The 16,330-nt window shown below is 67.5% G+C and carries 12 protein-coding genes; 1 reads left to right on the forward strand and 11 read right to left on the reverse strand.

Annotation, left to right across the window (positions count from 1 at the left end; all coding sequences use genetic code 11):
• Positions 1 to 44: 44 nt before the first annotated feature.
• From AQZ52_RS00960 to AQZ52_RS00980, 5 genes are all read right to left on the reverse strand, one after another.
• The gene (locus tag AQZ52_RS00960; RefSeq protein WP_067906092.1) at positions 45 to 950 is read right to left on the reverse strand and encodes a LysR family transcriptional regulator; all 906 of its coding nucleotides are present in this window, start codon (positions 948 to 950) and stop codon (positions 45 to 47) included.
• 64 nt (positions 951 to 1,014) lie between these two features.
• Positions 1,015 to 2,211: a KpsE/RkpR family capsule polysaccharide export protein gene (locus AQZ52_RS00965; protein WP_156424735.1), complete on the reverse strand. Its 1,197-nt coding sequence runs from the start codon at positions 2,209 to 2,211 to the stop codon at positions 1,015 to 1,017.
• Positions 2,201 to 2,911: a P-loop NTPase family protein gene (locus AQZ52_RS00970; protein ID WP_067906094.1), complete on the reverse strand. Its 711-nt coding sequence runs from the start codon at positions 2,909 to 2,911 to the stop codon at positions 2,201 to 2,203. The genes AQZ52_RS00965 and AQZ52_RS00970 overlap by 11 nt, the downstream gene beginning before the upstream one ends.
• 13 nt (positions 2,912 to 2,924) lie before the next feature.
• Positions 2,925 to 4,289 (reverse strand): ABC transporter permease, encoded by a 1,365-nt coding sequence (locus AQZ52_RS00975; protein WP_067906095.1) that lies wholly within the window; start codon positions 4,287 to 4,289, stop codon positions 2,925 to 2,927.
• Between the two features lie 40 nt (positions 4,290 to 4,329).
• Positions 4,330 to 5,430, reverse strand: a complete 1,101-nt coding sequence (locus AQZ52_RS00980; RefSeq protein WP_156424736.1) for a polysaccharide biosynthesis/export family protein — start codon at positions 5,428 to 5,430, stop codon at positions 4,330 to 4,332.
• Positions 5,431 to 5,634: 204 nt separating this feature from the next.
• Between AQZ52_RS00980 and AQZ52_RS00985 the strand changes: the two genes are divergently transcribed.
• A complete protein-coding gene (locus AQZ52_RS00985; RefSeq protein WP_067906097.1) occupies positions 5,635 to 6,849 on the forward strand; it encodes a hypothetical protein in 1,215 nt (404 codons plus the stop codon).
• Between the two features lie 7 nt (positions 6,850 to 6,856).
• Here AQZ52_RS00985 and AQZ52_RS00990 read toward each other — a convergent pair whose 3' ends face one another.
• The 6 genes from AQZ52_RS00990 to AQZ52_RS01015 are packed head-to-tail and all read right to left on the reverse strand — an operon-like array spanning position 6,857 to position 16,328.
• Positions 6,857 to 7,636, reverse strand: a complete 780-nt coding sequence (locus AQZ52_RS00990) for a sulfotransferase (protein ID WP_169793700.1) — start codon at positions 7,634 to 7,636, stop codon at positions 6,857 to 6,859.
• The gene (locus AQZ52_RS00995) at positions 7,633 to 8,754 is read right to left on the reverse strand and encodes a glycosyltransferase family 4 protein (protein ID WP_156424737.1); all 1,122 of its coding nucleotides are present in this window, start codon (positions 8,752 to 8,754) and stop codon (positions 7,633 to 7,635) included. Before AQZ52_RS00995 ends, AQZ52_RS00990 begins: the two co-directional genes overlap by 4 nt.
• Before the next feature lie 28 nt (positions 8,755 to 8,782).
• Positions 8,783 to 10,783 carry a tetratricopeptide repeat protein gene (locus tag AQZ52_RS01000; protein WP_205626401.1) on the reverse strand — a complete coding sequence of 667 codons (2,001 nt, stop codon included), beginning with the start codon at positions 10,781 to 10,783 and terminating at the stop codon, positions 8,783 to 8,785.
• A gap of 46 nt (positions 10,784 to 10,829) precedes the next feature.
• On the reverse strand, positions 10,830 to 11,870 hold the full coding sequence (locus AQZ52_RS01005; RefSeq protein WP_067906100.1) for an NAD-dependent epimerase: 1,041 nt from the start codon (positions 11,868 to 11,870) through the stop codon (positions 10,830 to 10,832).
• 46 nt (positions 11,871 to 11,916) lie between these two features.
• Positions 11,917 to 13,773, reverse strand: coding sequence for a glycosyltransferase (locus AQZ52_RS01010; protein WP_067906101.1), 1,857 nt, complete (start codon positions 13,771 to 13,773; stop codon positions 11,917 to 11,919).
• 35 nt (positions 13,774 to 13,808) lie between these two features.
• Complete coding sequence (locus AQZ52_RS01015) at positions 13,809 to 16,328, reverse strand: hypothetical protein (RefSeq protein ID WP_067906102.1); 2,520 nt, start codon at positions 16,326 to 16,328, stop codon at positions 13,809 to 13,811.
• Between the last annotated feature and the right edge of the window lie 2 nt (positions 16,329 to 16,330).

The raw sequence follows: 16,330 nt of genomic DNA on the forward strand, positions 1-16,330 counted from the left end.
AAAAGGTCAAATCGAAATGCGTTATGGCTGATAGATTTATTCTATCAGAACGGCGGCTGAACCCCTGCCGGCTCAAGCGCCCGGGCGGCTGCGAGCGCGGCACGCGCCATCGGGCCGAGCGGATCGCGGTTCACCACCACCAGCCCCACCCGCCGCGCTTCCTCGGGCGCATCGAAGGGCAGGAAGCGCGCCCATTCGACCCCGGCCATCAGCCGCGCATAGCCATCGGGCACGATGGTCGCGAAAGTCCCCGAGCGGACCATGTCGAACAGCGCGAAGTGGCTGTCCGCCGTGGCGCGCGGGGTAACGGCGAGCCCGCGCGCCGCCAGCCGTTCATCGAGGATGCGGCGATATTGCATGCCCTGGTGGAGCAGGCACAGATCCTGTCGGGTCGCCTCCTCCCAACTGACCGCAGCGTGGTGGTCGAACCCGCTTCCTCGCGCGGCAAGGAACACGTAGCGTTCGGCATAGAGCGGCACCGAGAGCACGTTGGCGGGTGGCTCATGATCGAGGTAGGTGAGCCCGGCATCGACCTCGAAGGCATGGAGCCCGCGTTCGATCGCGCGCGAGGTGGCGGAGCGGACCGCCAGCGTGATGCCCGGGTTCTGCGTCAGCAGCGCCTCGCCCAGCAAGCCGACGAGGGGCAGCGCGGCGGGGATGGCAGCGAGGCCGAACTCGCCCATCAGCGGCGCAGTGGTCGCCGCGACGGCGCTCGCCATCCCGCTCACCGCACCGAGGATCTGCTCGGCCCAGGGCAGCATCGCCTCGCCATGCGGGGTCAGACCGATGAAGCGGCGATCACGCTCGACCAGGCGGCGGCCGAATTCCGCCTCCAGCGCGCCGAGCCCCGCCGAAAGCGTGGGCTGCGAAATGCCGCAGGCCGCGGCGGCCTTGGCAAAGTGCTGCTCCCGCGCGAGCGTGACAAAATAGCGCAAGTGGCGCAGTTGCATCAGGTCTCCCCCGGTAAGAGGGAGAGCCTATCACCACCGCGCCGGGTCAACCAGCCCAGCGCGCTCAGATCCGCCGGCCGGAGCGCACCGAGCCGAGCAGCAGCGAGAGCGCGAAGGCCAGCAGCATGCCCACCAGCATGCCTTCGAGCGCGAGCATCCCAAGGTTGGGCGAACTAGCGGCATCTTCGGCAACCGGCCGGGCGATCACGGTGAGGTAGCGGCGCAGGCGGCTCGTCTCGCGCAGCGCCTGCTGGTAGGCATCCCGCGTCGCGGCCAGATTGCTGTCGGAAAAGGTCTGCGCGTTCTTGAGCTGGGTGAAGCTCCTCAGCTGGTTCGCCTGCGAACCCGAACCGCCGGCCAGCCGCTGGCGCGCGGCGGCAAGCTGGTCCTCCAGCGCCTCGACCTGCATGCGCGCCGGGGTGAGCATCGGGTGATCCGGATTGCCGAAGGCCTTGACCTTGGCATAGGCGATCTTTGCCGTGCTCAGCTCGTTTTCGAGCTGCCCGATCATCTGCAACACCATCGTCGATTCCGCCTCGGGATCGACATTGCGATTGGCCCCGCGCCATGCGGCGACCGCCGATGCTGCCTCGATCGCCTGGTTCTCCGCCGCGTGTAGGCGCGCGGTTTCCACCTCGAGCGCGTTCCTCACGCCCTGTTCGTCCATCTTCTGGACGAAGTTCTCGGCAAGGCTCACCAGCGCCTCGGCGATGCGGCGCGAGCCATCCGGCGAGAAGGCATCGACCGCGACGACGTTTTCCTGCTCGACGAGGTTGAAGCGCACCGTCACGGCCTGCGAATAGGCCTTGTAGAGCGCTTCCTGCGATCCGCCGGCGAGCGACGTGCCTGCGGGCGAAAGCAGCCGCGGCAGATCAACGCGCTTGGCCAGCTGCAGCATGCAATCGCGCGACTTGAGGAAATCGTTGACCGCAAAGCCATCGACAAAGCCCGAACCCATGGCGGGGTTGGCCCCGGTGGTGAGGAGCCCGGTGGCTCCGCCGCCGGCAGCCGGCATGGCGGGGCTGGAACCGCGCACCGCAAAGCGGGCCTCGGCTTCGTAGCGCGGCGGAATGACGAACAGGCCGAGCAGGACCGCCGCCGCGATCGAGAGCGCGATCAGCGCGAGGTAGATCGCCTCACGCATGCGGCGTGCGCGGCGACTGGCGGCGCGCAGATCGCGCGCAACCGCGAGCGCACGCGAACCGGTCTGCTCGTCGGTGCCCTCCTCGCCGGGATAGCCTGCGGACTGCTCAGAAACCAAGATCGCCTCCATCCTCGGCAAATTGTGCCCCGCCACCGGTCGCATCCTCGCGCGAGGGGCGCAGCGGATAGCGTTCGATGCACGCTTCCAGATCGTCATTCACCGAAAACCGCCGCCCCTCATAGACCAGCGCCTTGGCGCAGTAATCCAGCAATTGTTTCTGGCGGTAGGAGGACAGGATCAGCGTCTTGCCGACCAGCCGTTCCTCGAACAGCGCCTGCCACAGGCGGGTGAACCGCGAGGGCTCCGACGGCATCGAGCCGTCGATTACGTAGATGTCGAAATCGGGGACCAGCCCCAGCGCATAAGTGAACTCGATGCGCGCGAACTGCGGCCAGTGCTCGATCCCGCGCTCGATCAGATCGGGGCGCGAGACCAGCATGGTGACGAGATCGGCGGTCTCCTCGGGATCAACATCGTGGACCGCGCTGACGAGGTTGATGATGTCGATGCCGGTCGCCTTGCCGCGCACGAAGCCCTGCCGACCGAGCGGCCACGACACGCGCCCGCCGTGAACGACACGCCCCCGCGCCGGGATGCGCACCCCGCCGAGGATATCGAGCAGCGGACGGTGCCACTCGGGCGTCTGCGACATCAGCGCGTAGCGGCCCGGTGGCAGGTGGAAATCCTCGTCCTCCAGCAGGTGGACGGTCTCACCGAAGACCCGGGGCGCATCGCTCACGTCGAAAAGGTCGATCATCGCCGCAGCTCCATCACATCGGCTGACTGCGGTGGCGCACCGCGCGCTGCATCACCGCCGCGACGAGCACCAGCACGCCAAGCCACACGAAGAAGTATTCCCCATTGGCATCAAGCGAGACGTAGCTATCGAAGTAGGACGAGCGCAGCTTTTGCAGCGCGTGGGCGAAGGGGCACCACAGCAGCCAGGGCCGGTACTGGTCCGGCAGCTGCTCGGACACGAAGAACACGCTGGAAAACAGCTGCAGCGCGCGCTCGATGATCGGAGCGAAACGCAGGAAGTAGGGCCAGATCACCGCGATGGAGCCGAAGATCACGCCCATCGCGGCACCAGCCGCCGCCATCGCCGCGATCCAGCCCGCAGGTTGCAGCCAGTGCACCGGCGGGGTGAAGAACCCGGTCAGCGCGCCACCGGTAATCAGCACCGCGAACACGCCGAGGTAGGACAGAAAATAGATGAGCGCTTGCCCCAGCCCGATCGTCGTCGCCGTAAAGGGCCTGAGGTTCAGCAACGCGCGGTGGGCGTAGAACGCGGTGCTGGTGCGGAAGATGATCTGGCGGAACATGATCCAGGTCGTCGCGCCCAGCATGGCGAAAGTCTGCACGTCCATGTCGAGGATGTGGTGCGTGCCGACGACAAGGTAGAGCAGCGAGATCAGCGTGAGCAGCACCGCCGGGCCCAGCAGCGTCCACGCCAGCGCAATGCGGCTTTCCCCGGCCAGCAGACGCAGTTCATAGCGCAGCAACGCCGCCATGGTGCGCGGGCCCACACGCTCGTCGTCGTGGCGACGCGGCCCCCGGGTCGCATCGATCCGGTCGAGCGCGCCGCGCAGCAGGGCCATGTCGGCCTCGTCCTCGGGCGCGAGCGCCACCGAATAGGCCTCGTCTGCCAGCACCGCCTGTCGCCGCGCGGCCTGCGTCTCCAGCGCCTCGCGCCGCTGCAGCAGGCGCTGGTAGCTCGCGGTGAGCGGGACCATCGCCTCTTCGATGGCGGCCGGGCGATAGCCTTCGGCGCGCACATCGATGCCATCGCGAAGGTCGCTTTCGACCAGCCGGACCATCACGCGCAGCTGGCGGCGGCGCAGTTCGGCGAGTTCCGGGTTGCTCCCCGCCGCTTCGCCCCCGCGCTCCATCCCGCGGGCGAGCGCATCATAGATCGCGCGGCGATCGGCGTTGGTCTGGCTGGGCAGCGCGCGCAGGCCGGTGACCAGCGCCGCCAGCAGCGCGCCGGCATCCTCGGGCGCGGCGGTAGCCAGCGTCTCGGCGCCGCTGGCGATCAGGGCCAGCGAGGTCGGCAGATCGCCATGCGCCTCGCGCGCGGCGGCCTCGGCCTCGCGCCGTGCCCGCCAGCGGGCAATACGGTCTTCGTTGCTGCTCACGCCCCCGCTCTGCCGGGCCGGGCGTGCGTGCGTCCGGCGATCATGGGGCGAGCTGGGCTGCCGAACGGGCGGTGTTGAGCACGCCACTGAAGGCGGTGAGCACCTTGCTCGCCTGCGCAAAGGGCGCATTGGCGATCAGCACGGCATCGCCATCATGGACGACGAAACGCGCGGCGACGGCAATCTGCGCCGGATCGCGGAAATCGAAGTGGTAGACGGCGGGCGCGGTCGCGGTGAGCTCGTTAGGATTGCTCAGCCGCATCAGGTAGACCGCGCCGGGGCTGGCCGCCGCATCGTTGAGCCCGCGGGCATCGGCCACCGCATCGATCAGGCTGTAGGCGCGCTTGGTGATCCGCACTCGGCCCTGGAGGCCCGCCGCGCCCAGCACGCTGACAGCCGAGACGACATTGCGCACAATCACGACATCGCCGGGCCGCAGCGCGATATCCTGCGCGGGTTGCTCGAAGATATCGGACAGACGCAGCGAGGTGGATTGCATGCCCCGCCGCACGGTCACCACTGCCTGTTCAAGATTGGCGGGCGTCGGCGCCGCCTGGCTCAACAGCGAGGTGAGCCGGCGGGTTTCGGGACCGAGCGGCACCATGCCGGGCTTGGTCACATCGCCCTGCACCGAAACGAGCAGGCTGTGCCGCCCGGAGATCGCGACCGTAACGTCGGAGCTCAACACCACCCGCCGCAGCCGCCGCAGCAGCGCGCTGCGCGCCTCCGCCGGTGTCAGCCCCGCGACCGGGACGCTGCCGACATAGGGGAGCTGGACCGCGCCGCCGCTCTCGACCGGCAGGCCGGTGAGCCGCGAGGCGCCATCCTGCCCGGCAGGGAACATGCCCAATCCGTCGCGTTCGAAAATGGTGACATCCAGCGTATCGCCGACCCCGATCACATCGGTGTTGAACGGCGCCACGGCCTGCCATTCGGGCGTGAAGCCGATGCCGGGATCGGCCTTCTGGCTTTCAGCGGCATCCTGCGCGGTCGCCTCGACCAAGCGGATCGCGCCCGCATCGGCAGAGCGCGCGAACTCGGCGGCGGAAGGACCGCTGCGCGGCAACATGCAGCCCGACAGCACCAGCGAGAGACCAGCCGCCATGGCGGCAATTCCGGTGGAGCGATGTAGCCGGTTCAAATGCACTGCTATCCTTCCCGCGGCCGCCGCGTTTCGGGCCTTGTCCGTCGTTTACGGCTGCCCGGCACCCTTGCCTATAGGCAAAGCGCGGTACCGCCTGCAATGGGGGGCGCCGCAAGTTGCCGTACTGTCATGCTCCATTCATCGTGGCGCCAGCCCCGGCGGACTAGGCAGAGCCTGCCCTTACGGCCTAGGATCGCGCCCATGACCCGCTTCACCTCTCTCGTCACTCCGCTGCGCGCGGCGCTGCTCGGCGCGCTGCTCGTGCTTCCCGCCTGCATGGCCTCGAGCCAGCTCTCCGCCCAGGCCGGAGACGCGCTCGGCCCTGCGCGCGACGACCAGGTGACCTTTGCCCAGATCACGGACAACCGGCCGGTGGACGTCAGTCAGACCGGCAGCGATGTGGGTTTCATCTGGAGCGGCTGGGGTCCGCGCGGGCGCGGCGACCGCGAGACGCGCGGCAGCTTCTATTACCCCATGGACCGCGATCTCGACAAAACACACGACATGGACTGGTACCGCGCCAATCATCCCGATTGGGCGGTCTACAAATGCGACCAGACCTCGCCCGCGCCGGTGTTCGTCTACAGCTGGGGCTTCAACACCCCGCTCGACATCACCAATCCGGCCGTGCGCGACTATATCGTGAACGAGCATATCGCGCCCGCAATCGGCGAAGGCCGCCGGATCATCGCGCTCGATAACGTGAGCCTCAACAATGATTCCAACCGCTGCGGCGTGTGGCGCGACGGGCAGTGGGTGCCGCTCTATTCCGGCGAGAAGCAGGACCCGAAATATGCCGAGGCGGTGTTCGATTACATCGGGTGGCTGAGCAAGGCGATCCACGCACGCGGCGGTCTGCTGGCGCTCAATGCCAAGGTCAACTTCGCCTCGCCCGAGCAGACGCAGCGGCTGGTCTCGCTGGGCGACATCTGGCTGGAGGAAGCCGCCTTCACGCGCAACTGCGAACGGCGGGTGAGCGACGACTACTGGAAGACCAAGTTCGAGCTTTCGCGCTGGGCCGCGCAGCGCATGCCCTGGATCGACAGCGACAAGAGCTGCGCCAGCCCCGCGGCGATGGATCCCGACGAGGCGCAGTGGGTAGTGGGCAATTTCCTGCTGGTGCGCGGGCCGCGCAGCTACCTTTCCGTGATCCACGATGGCGACGGCAAGGGCGTGCTGGCCTATCCCGCCACGCTCAATCCGCCGGTCGGCCGCCCGGCTGGCGAGCCCTTTGCCATCGCCGGTGGCGGCTGGGCGCGCAAGTTCGAGCGCGGCCTCGTCGTGGTCAATCCCTCATCGAAGGCGGGCCTCACCTACAGCTTGCCCGCCGGCGAGTGGACCGATGCGGCCGGCCAGCCGGTCTCCGGCGAACTGGCACTCGGCCCGGTCAGCGCGCGCGTCCTGATCGCGCGCTGAGGGCGGTTCAGGCGTAGCCGAAGGCCGCGCGATAGACGGCGCAGTCCTCGGAAATCGCCTGCACGAGCGCACATTCCTCCGCATCGAGCCCGCGCGCGGCGAGGCTGGGCGCGGCGTTGCCCACGCCTTCGCCGTGCCGCTCGGCCTCGAACCCCCGGCCCAGCCCTGCGAGGTGGCGTCCGACATCGCCCTCGCCGGTCCAGCCGACGAAGGCTGCCAGCGCGGCCCGCTCCGCGCCCGAGGCGATGAAATCCTCGTAGCGCACGACCCGGTGCGGCGTGCCTTGTGCCTCCAGTTCGCCCCGCAGCGCCATGACCAGCGCGGTCTCGCGGCGGCAATAGTCGGCCACCCACCCGGCATCGAAGCGATGGCGATTGCCCTGGCGCCGATGCTTCTCGAGGAAACTCGCCGCAATCGCATCAATATCGCGCACCGTGATCACCACGCGCGGCGGGGCAAACGCCGCGATCAGGCGGCGGTGTTCTTCGCCCAGCACTTCCTTCACCGCCCAGCGCCGCCCGGCGAGGCGCGGGGCAAACAGGCGGGCAAAGCGCGCCTGCCAGTCCGCATCGTACGCCGACCATTCCGCCGGGCTCGCAGCCATGCCGAGATCGGCGAACTGGCGGTGCAGCATCGCCGGATTTTCAAGCGCGAAGAGGAACGGCTCGATCAGCACGATCTCGCCGGGCGGACGGGTCAGCCAGTTGGCGATCATCGTGCTGCCCGAACGGCCCAGCGCGGCGATCACGAAATCGGGCACGAAATCGGGCCGCAGCGCCGCCGTCATGCGCTGCCCCCCGCCATCCATGCCAGTTCGCGCGGAATGATCACATCGTCGCCCGATTGCGCGCGGACCCGCGCCGCCGCCGCGGCGGAGCGGGCCTGAAACAGCGCCGGGTCTTCCACCATCGCGGCGATCTCGTGCGCCAGTCCGGCCGCATCGTTGGCCTGCGCCAGACCGGCACAGGCCGAATCGACAAATTCGGGCACCGCATAGACGGCGTTGGTGACCGGAACGAGGGATGAGGCCATCGCCTCGTCGCGCGAAACGCCTTGCGTGTCGAGCCGTGTCGGCACCAGGAACACGCCATGCGCGCGGTGCAGCCGCGCGATCTCGTCCTGCCGCACGAAACACTGCCGCAGCGTCACGTTGGGCAGGCCGCGCAGAGGTGCCATCGTTGCCGCAAACAGCGGACCATCGCCGACGAAGGTGAAGTTCAGCCGCGCAAACCACGGCCTTTCCCGCAGCGCGAGGACCGCTGCCACGGCAAGATCATTGCCATAGGCCTCGTTGTGATGCGGCCGGATCGACAGCACCGAGAAGCGGTCTTCGGGCGTCTTTTGCTGCGCAGCAAACAGGGCGGCGTCGATCGGATTGTGCAGCACGGTGGTCCGCCGATCCTGCAGCACGGCGCCAAGATCGGCCCGCATCACCTCGCGCGAATTGGCCGAGACGAAAGCGATCCGGAGGTTTTCCGGCCACGGATCAAGCACGCCGCGCCAGAAGGCGATGCGCGTTGCCAGCAGCGCTTCGTGCTCATCGCGCTGCGCCGGATCGGCGATCCAGGCGAGCTTGCCGCGCTGGATGCCCGGGATTTCGGTGCCATGCAGCCACGCGCAGACCGGCAGCTGCGGATCGAGCGCCGCAAAGGCCGGCCAGAGCATTTCCGACAGGCCATGCAGCGCGGCGACATCCGGCGCGAAACCGGCCACCGCACGGCGCAGCGCCGCAGCGCCCCCCGTCTCGCAGTCCACTCCTTCGAATGCGTGGCGGGATTCCCGGCCCGCCGGATCGAAGCGGAACACCGCCACGTCGTGGCCCCGCGCCCGATAAGCCAGCACGCGGCGGTGGACGAACGGATACTGGTAGAGATCGTCCGCGCTCGGATACGAGCGGGTCAGCACGAAAATCCGCAAGACCGCCGCGCCCGGATCAGCGGATCAGCCGCCAGATCCCGCCCGAAAGCCGCAGGTTCTGCGGCTCGCCGGCAAGGAACTGGCGCAAGTGACCGAAATAGGCCGCCTGCCAGCGGTTGGCATAGTCGTTCGCGGTCTCATCCGGTTCGGGCATCGGCAACGCTTCGAGCACGAAGCCAAGCCGGTTGTCCGGCCGCCACACCGGCGCGACGAAGGCCGATGGTGCGCCCATCCGCCACGCCATGCGCGAGGCGAACTGCGAATAGGTCACCTCGCGGCCTTCGAAGGGAATGCGCGGGGCGGCAAGGTTGATCGCTCCGTCGACCACGACCACCACGATATTGTCCTGCCCCAGCGCGCGCATGAAGGCGCGGGCAACTTGCGTGTCGGTCTGATCGCTCGTGGAGATCAGCGATTCGGCATAGGAGGTGCGCGCCACGCTCGGCGTCGAGGCCAGCCAGCGCGAACGCTCGCCGACGAGTTCGAGCGAAAGCGGGCCGAAGTACATCGCCCCGATATGGGCGGAAGCATAGATCGCGCCCTTGCCCGCAGCCATCGCGCGCATCTTCGCGTTGAAGTCCTCGAGGTAATCGAGCTCGTCCGCGAAGTGCAGCATCGCCTCGTGCACCTGCTCGTCGCGGCATTCGAGCCAGTCGAGCAGATAGTGATCGGCAAGGTGCCCCCATTTGGCGCGGCGTTCCCATTCGGCGCGGTCCAACACGCACGCTGGATCGCGCATCGACCACGCCCAATCGAGCCGGCCTTGCGGGATCTTCGCCTCATCAAGCCGGCTCCACAGCGCCTGCAGCCCCTCGTCGAAAGTGCCGGGCAGCGCGGCGCGGCGCTTGGCGACATAGGCATCAAACAGGTCGGCCGCTTCCTCGCGGTGCCCGGCCTGCGCCAGCGCGCCTGCGGCAAAGCGTTGCCAGCGCCCGCCATCGCCGGGAACCAGCGTCAGCAATTGGCGGAAAGAGGCTGCCGCTTCTTCGAGCCGCCCCGCCTGCTTGAGCGCGCGGGCATAGAGCGCGCGCACTTGCGCGAGCCTGGGTTGCAGCTCGCAGGTCCTGGCGAGGAAGGGCAGCGCCGCCTCGACCTTGCCCGCGCGCAGCAGGATATCGCCCAGCGCGGCATTCATCTGGATGTCGTTCGGCGCAAATTCGAGCCCGGCGCGGAAATGCGCTGCGGCCTTGTCGGCGCGGTCGGCCAGTGCCCCGCCCGCCAGCCACGCCTGCCCCAGATGCGAGCGCAGCATGGCCCCGTCGAGGCCCATCTCGAGGAGGTGCTCGCCCGCCTTGATCGCTGCCTGGTACCGGCCGGCCCGGGCCAGCGCCTGTACCACATAGCCGGCGAGGCCCGGCGTCTCGACGATCTCGGGATCGACCTTTGCCGCCAGCGCCGCCGCTTCCTCAAACGCTTCGGCGCGCAGATAGACCGCGAGCATGATCGCGGTCAGGCGCTCCTCCGCAGACGGAACCTGCTGCAGATCACGCACGAGCGCGAGCGCCTCGTCAATCCGGCCACCCTGCTGGCGGTACTGGATGCGGCTGACCATCGCGATCGTCCCGCCACCGGCACCAGTCAGCTCGGCCGCGCGATCGGCATCGGCAATCGCCTCGTCCCAGCGGCGCTGACGGGCCCGAATGCCGCCGCGCTGGGTGAAGTCATCGGCCTGTGCCAGGTCCGCCGCGACCAGCTGGTCGAGCAGGAGCCCCGCCTCATCATGCCGGCCCGCGCGCAGCAGGGGAGAGACCGCCAGCCGGCGCAGATCGCGCCGCCCCCCGGCCTCAAGCAGGAGATCGGCGGTGATCGCCTCGGCCCCGCCGGTCCCGGTCTGGAGCCGCGCGATCGCGACAAGCAGCCGCAGCGCCGCATCAGGCTGGGCACCCTGCGCCTGCGCCGCCTCTGCCGCCGCCAAGCCATCGGCCCACCGGGCGTCGCGGATCAGCGACTCGGCAAGCGCGAAAGGCTGGTCCTTGTCGATGATGGCAGGTTCGCCGGAAGAAAGGGTGGCGCTCATCGGATCGGTCCCTGGATTGCCGCGCAATCGCCAATCGCCCAGCTGGTCACCCGGCGGCGTCGGCGCTGGCCTGCATATACTCCAGATACCACTTCACGAAATTCGCGACACCCTCCTTGACGGAGGTTGCAGGCTTGTAGCCCAGATCACGTTCGAGGTCCGAAACATCGGCAAAGGTATCGGGGACGTCGCCCGCCTGCAGCGGCAGGAGATTGCGCTCCGCCGTCTTGCCCAGCGCCTCTTCAAGCGCATCGATATAGGCGGTGAGCTTGACCGGATTGTTGTTGCCGATGTTGTAGATCCGGTAGGGCGCGTTGCTGGTGGCCGGATCGGGCTTGAAGGCGTCCCACTCCGGGTTGGGCTGCGCCGGACTGTCGCACGCGCGGATTACGCCCTCGACGATATCCGCCACATAGGTGAAGTCGCGCGTGTGGTTGCCATAGTTGAAGACGTCGATGGGCTTGCCCGCGATGATGTTCTTCGCGAACAGGAACAGCGCCATATCGGGCCGCCCCCACGGACCATAGACGGTGAAGAACCGCAGGCCGGTGGTCGGCAGGCGATAGAGATGGCTGTAGCTGTGGGCCATCAGCTCGTTCGCCTTCTTCGTCGCGGCATAGAACTGCAGCGGATGGTCGACACCGACATGCTCGCTGAACGGCATGGCCTGGTTGGCGCCATAGACGCTGCTCGTCGAGGCATAGACCAGATGCTCGACCCCGCCATGGCGGCAGGCCTCGAGGATGTTGGTGAAGCCGATGATGTTGCTTTCGACGTAGGCGTGCGGGTTCTCGATCGAATAGCGCACTCCGGCCTGAGCGGCGAGGTTGATCACCCGGCGGATATCGTTCTCGCCAAAGGTCCGTTCGACCGCGGTGCGATCCGCCAGATTGGCGCGCACGAACGTGTACTGCGCATTTGTCTTGCGGGCGGTTTCCTCAAGGATGGCAAGGCGCGCCTCCTTGATGGCCGGATCGTAGTAATCGTTGACCACATCGAGCCCGACCACATCGTCGCCGCGTTCGAGCAGGGTCTTGGCTGTGTGGAAACCGATGAAGCCGGCATTGCCGGTGACGAGGATGGCCATGTGAGGTCTCCAATGAGGTCTTGGGCCGCCCGTAGCAGGCTGGCGATCAAGTTGCAGCGGATTCGGTGATAATTCCGCAGCTTGTCGAAACAAAGTTTTCGAGCATGCGCGGCACCGAGAACTTGGCATCGAGGAAATCACGCGTCGCCGGCTCAAAAATCGCTGGATCGTGGGCGCGGCCGACAAGCGCGCGCACCTTGGCGCAAGCCTCGTCGAGATCGGTCTTGTCCGCCGATCCGAGAATATGACCGGTCACCCCCTCGATGAAGCATTCCGCCGCGCCGCCGGCCGGGGTCGACACGACCGGCACGCCGAGGAACTGCGCCTCGATCAGCACGTTGGGCAGGCCTTCGAAGCTGGACATGAGGACCAGCACATCCATCCGCTTCATCCAGCTGCCGACTTCGGTCGAGCGGCCGACGAAAAGGATCTTCTCGCGCACGCCAAGTGATTCCGCGAGGGCGATGGCATCATCGAGCAGGCGGCCACCGCCGACCAGAAGGAAGCGCGCGGTGGGATGCGCCTTGGCATAGCGCGCGGCAAAGCGGATCCAAAGCAGGGGGCGCTTGTCGGTATCGAAGCGGAACACACCGCCGATGGTATGATCGGCCTGGGGCGTTGCGGCGGTGAAGGCCTGCCACTGCGCCTCGATCTCATCGCTGTGCGGCGTCGGCATGCGCTGTACGCCGTTGTAGACGATGGCGAAGCGTTCGAGCGGCAGTTCGAGCCATTCGGCATAAGCCCGCGCTGCCGCCTTGCTGTTGCTGATGAACTCGACGCCGGGCACCGCGGCAAGCGCGCGGTACATCACCTCGTATTCCGGCTGGAACATGTGCCGGCGGATGACCGGCGGCAGGCCGCGGATCACCAGCTGGACGCGGGGCACCCCGGCGATCACGGCGGCAAGGCCCGCGAACAGACAGGCACCGTCCTGCCAGATCGAGACGACATCGGGCTGCGACTGCTGGAAATGCTGGACCAGACGGCGGGTGCCGAAATTGACCTTGGGCGGCAGATAATCGAGCAGCGCCAGCAGCGTCTTGTCATCGACGCCCAGTTCGGTCACGCGCGCCTGCGGCATCGCGTTGATCTCGAACAGGTCGACATCTGCGGCGCGCAGATCGTCGAGGAAGAAATCGTGCTGGCCGTTGGGTTGGTGCGAGCGGACGACCACCTCGACCGGGCGATCGAGCGCGAAATCGCCGATCCGGCCTTCGGCGCGGCGCTGCTTTTCAAGCTCGGCCGCCGTGCGCGTGAGCTGCCGCTCCGCGCCGCCGGGACCGAGGCTGCCGGTAATCAGGGAAATGCGCCCCAGCCGGTCCTTGGCAAGTTCCCGTACCGGGCGATTCTCGAAAGCCGCGATAGCAAGCCTGAGCGCGCGCATCCGGGCGTCTTCATCCTCAGCCAGCGGGGTGCTGTCGGCGTTCTCGAAAATTGTCTTGAGCCGGACCAGACGGCGGTAAAGCTGGAGCGAACGACTATCCTGAGGCAGCGCATCGGCCACAGCGTGCAGGACGTTGTAGGCGCGCAGCACCAGACCGCGCACATGAAGGCGCTTGGCGTAGGCCACGTGGATTTCGCGGTGGCCGGGATTGGCGGCAAGCAGGCGTTCGAACAGCTGGTCGGAAAGATCGGGCGCGCGGGCTTCGATCAGGGCTTCTGCCCAGGCGATCTGCAGGGCAAGATCGGCGTCGGGCGAGAGCAACGCAGGATCAAGTTCCTGCGCGGCAGCCTTGTAATCGCGCGCGGCAATGAGGCTCTGTGCCCGGGCGAAGTACTCCGTCGCATCCTCGGCGACCGGGGTCTCGGCCTCAGCCGCCGCAGCGAGGCGCAGCGGCACAACCGTCGACTGCACGGCGGCGGCGGGATCGGGCTCGACACCCTTGACGTGGACAGTTGCCATGACGGTCCCCTAGAGCCCCCTTGCGCGCCGCGTGATCATGCGGCGAGTGCCGGGCGCATGCGGCTGGCGCGGGCCGCCTGACGCTGTGCGTGGATCTGGCACCGGCTGATGTTGTTGGCCGTGCTTTCAAGGCCCGGCGAGACGCGGTCAAGCTCCCGCCAGTAATCAAGCGCGGTTTCGAAATCCTGAAGTTTCATCGCCTCGAGCGCGGCGCGGCGCAGGGTGGACGGATCTTCCGGCATGATCGCCAGCATCAGCCGCAGGATCCGCATCGGCTCCGTGCCGGTATCTTCTTCTTCATCGAGCTCGCGCAAGCGGTTGCGCAAGGTCCTGCGCAGCTTGACGAGCTCGACCGAGACGCGTTCGCGCGCCGAAGTATGCTGTTCGAGCAGACGGCAGAGCGCGATCGCCTTCTCGAATTCGCCCGCTGCGACCAGGGTGCGGATCTGCTTGATCCCGTTGCGGCCGGCCCGCTCGAAACACCGCTCGGCCCGGACCCGGTAGCGCTCGGCAGCGGGATCGTTTTCGAAATCGAGTTCGCCATAAAGCGTGAGCGCCAGCGCGGTTTCGCCGATGCTCGCGGCGATATGGGCGGCGAGGCCGCGCATGTCGATGTTCTCTGGAAAGGCTTCGCAGCCCTGGCGCGCCACGGCCAGCGCTTCGATGCCGCGGCCCGCAGCGAGCAGCGAGCGGGCGTAGGCAGCCGCGATCTCGAAGCGGCGGAACAGCATGCGTCCCGCGCCCTGCCCCATCCGGATCACCGCCTCGTGATCACCGATGGCCTGCGCCGAGCGGATCTTGTCGCGCAGATGCAGCACGATTCCGCGCTCGATCCGGCGGGCATCGCGGTTCTTGGGCAGCACAGTCATGTAGCCCGTGGCGAGCACATAGGCATCGCCGATCCGCCCTTCCTCGAGCAGCGCCTCGCAACGGGCCGGCCAATCGGCCACCATCGCACGGAAGCTGCGCATCAGTCCGGTGTCGTCCGAGCCGCTGAGCGCGACCAGCTCAACCAGCGTTTCCGACGCGGCAGCCAGCATGCCGCGGGTCGCCGCTTCCTCGACCAGCCGCACCATGCTGCGTGGCTCGCTCTGCGCGACCAGCAGGCTGGCAGCGCGGAACATCTGCTCGTCCTGGCGGCCTACGGCCCATTCCGCCAGCGCGCGCGCCAAGGGCACGTTGGGGGCCGCTGCGAGCCGGTCGCGCACTTCGGCGTGCCAGCTGCGCATGAGTTCCGTCTCACCCGTGGCGATATAGTGATCGAGCACGCGCGTGGCGAAGCGGTGCTGTCCGGGATCGAGCCGGAACGCGAGCTTCGCATAGTGCACCGCAGCGTCCGCCCGGCCCAGCTTGTCGGCCGCGAGACCCGCCATCTCGTAGATCTCGATCGTCTCGTACTCGTCGGTCAGCAGTTGATCGGCGATCTCGACGGCCGTCGCCGCATCGCCGCTCTCGTAGGCTGCGCGCATGAGGCTGGCGAGCGCGGGCACCGTCATCTCCGGGCTTTCCCTGAGCGGGGTCAGCATCCGCACAACCGCGCTGTAATCGCCGATCTGGCCATAGACCTGCCCCGCAAGCAGGCGCAGCGCGGCATTGTCGGGATGATCGGCCAGGGCAACGAACAGCTGTCGCGCGCCTTCGAAGAAATCGTCGTTCTCGATAGCCGCGCCGATGCTTTCGGCCAGCAGCGAGGGACTTGCCGCTTCACCCTGCTCGGCGTCCATGCCGGCCTCGATAATTCGCGGCAGCACAAACTCGCGGTGGACGTGGGTGTACCAGCGATCGGAAAAGGCGTTGGTATAGTGCGTGGTATCGAGCCCTTCGCGCTCCATCGCACGTTCCTGCCCGAACTCCCGCATAAGCCCTGTCGGATCGAAAATCTGGGTGCCGAGCCGTTCGGCTGCCAGCTTGACCCAGCGGATCACCTTGTCACGCGAGGCAATGACCGCCCCGTCCGGTCCGGACGCATTCACATGGGTCACGAACAGGATCCGGTTGCGCCCCAGTCGTTCGACCATTGCGCCCATATGCTGCAAGATCTCGTCAAAACCCTGCATCCGCATCGAGATCGAGGCAAGGAGCGCCTGATCTGTCTTGCTGTAGAGGTTGTAGACCGGGTCCGCCTTGAGAAATGCGGCCATTTCGGCGCGACTTGCCCGGTCGGACTCACTCGCCAGCTGCCAGAAACGACGGGTACGCGGCACCGATGCGAAGAAATCCGCAAAATAGCGAGTCAGATAGTTCGACTGAACTGCCGTGTCGCCTACGCGGTAACTCTTGGCCGAGCTGATCTCGATGATGGTGAGATCGGCCGGCTGCCACTGGCCCGCAGCCGCATCCGCCCGCTCGCCCGGGCGAAACAGCAGCGGCAGCTGCTCTTCCGCAAAACCGCGTTCACCCGCCATGAACTCCAGCTGCTGAAGCGCCTCTTCGGTCGTGTGGACGAAGCCGTAGACCCGCTCAAGGTTCAACCGGAACGGATACCGCGCCGCGCCGCGACGCAGCGGCGTATTGATGCGGCAGGTTCCGATCGGTGTAATCGCAATCTTGCTCAATG

This window comes from Novosphingobium fuchskuhlense (assembly GCF_001519075.1).
GTDB lineage: Bacteria > Pseudomonadota > Alphaproteobacteria > Sphingomonadales > Sphingomonadaceae > Novosphingobium > Novosphingobium fuchskuhlense.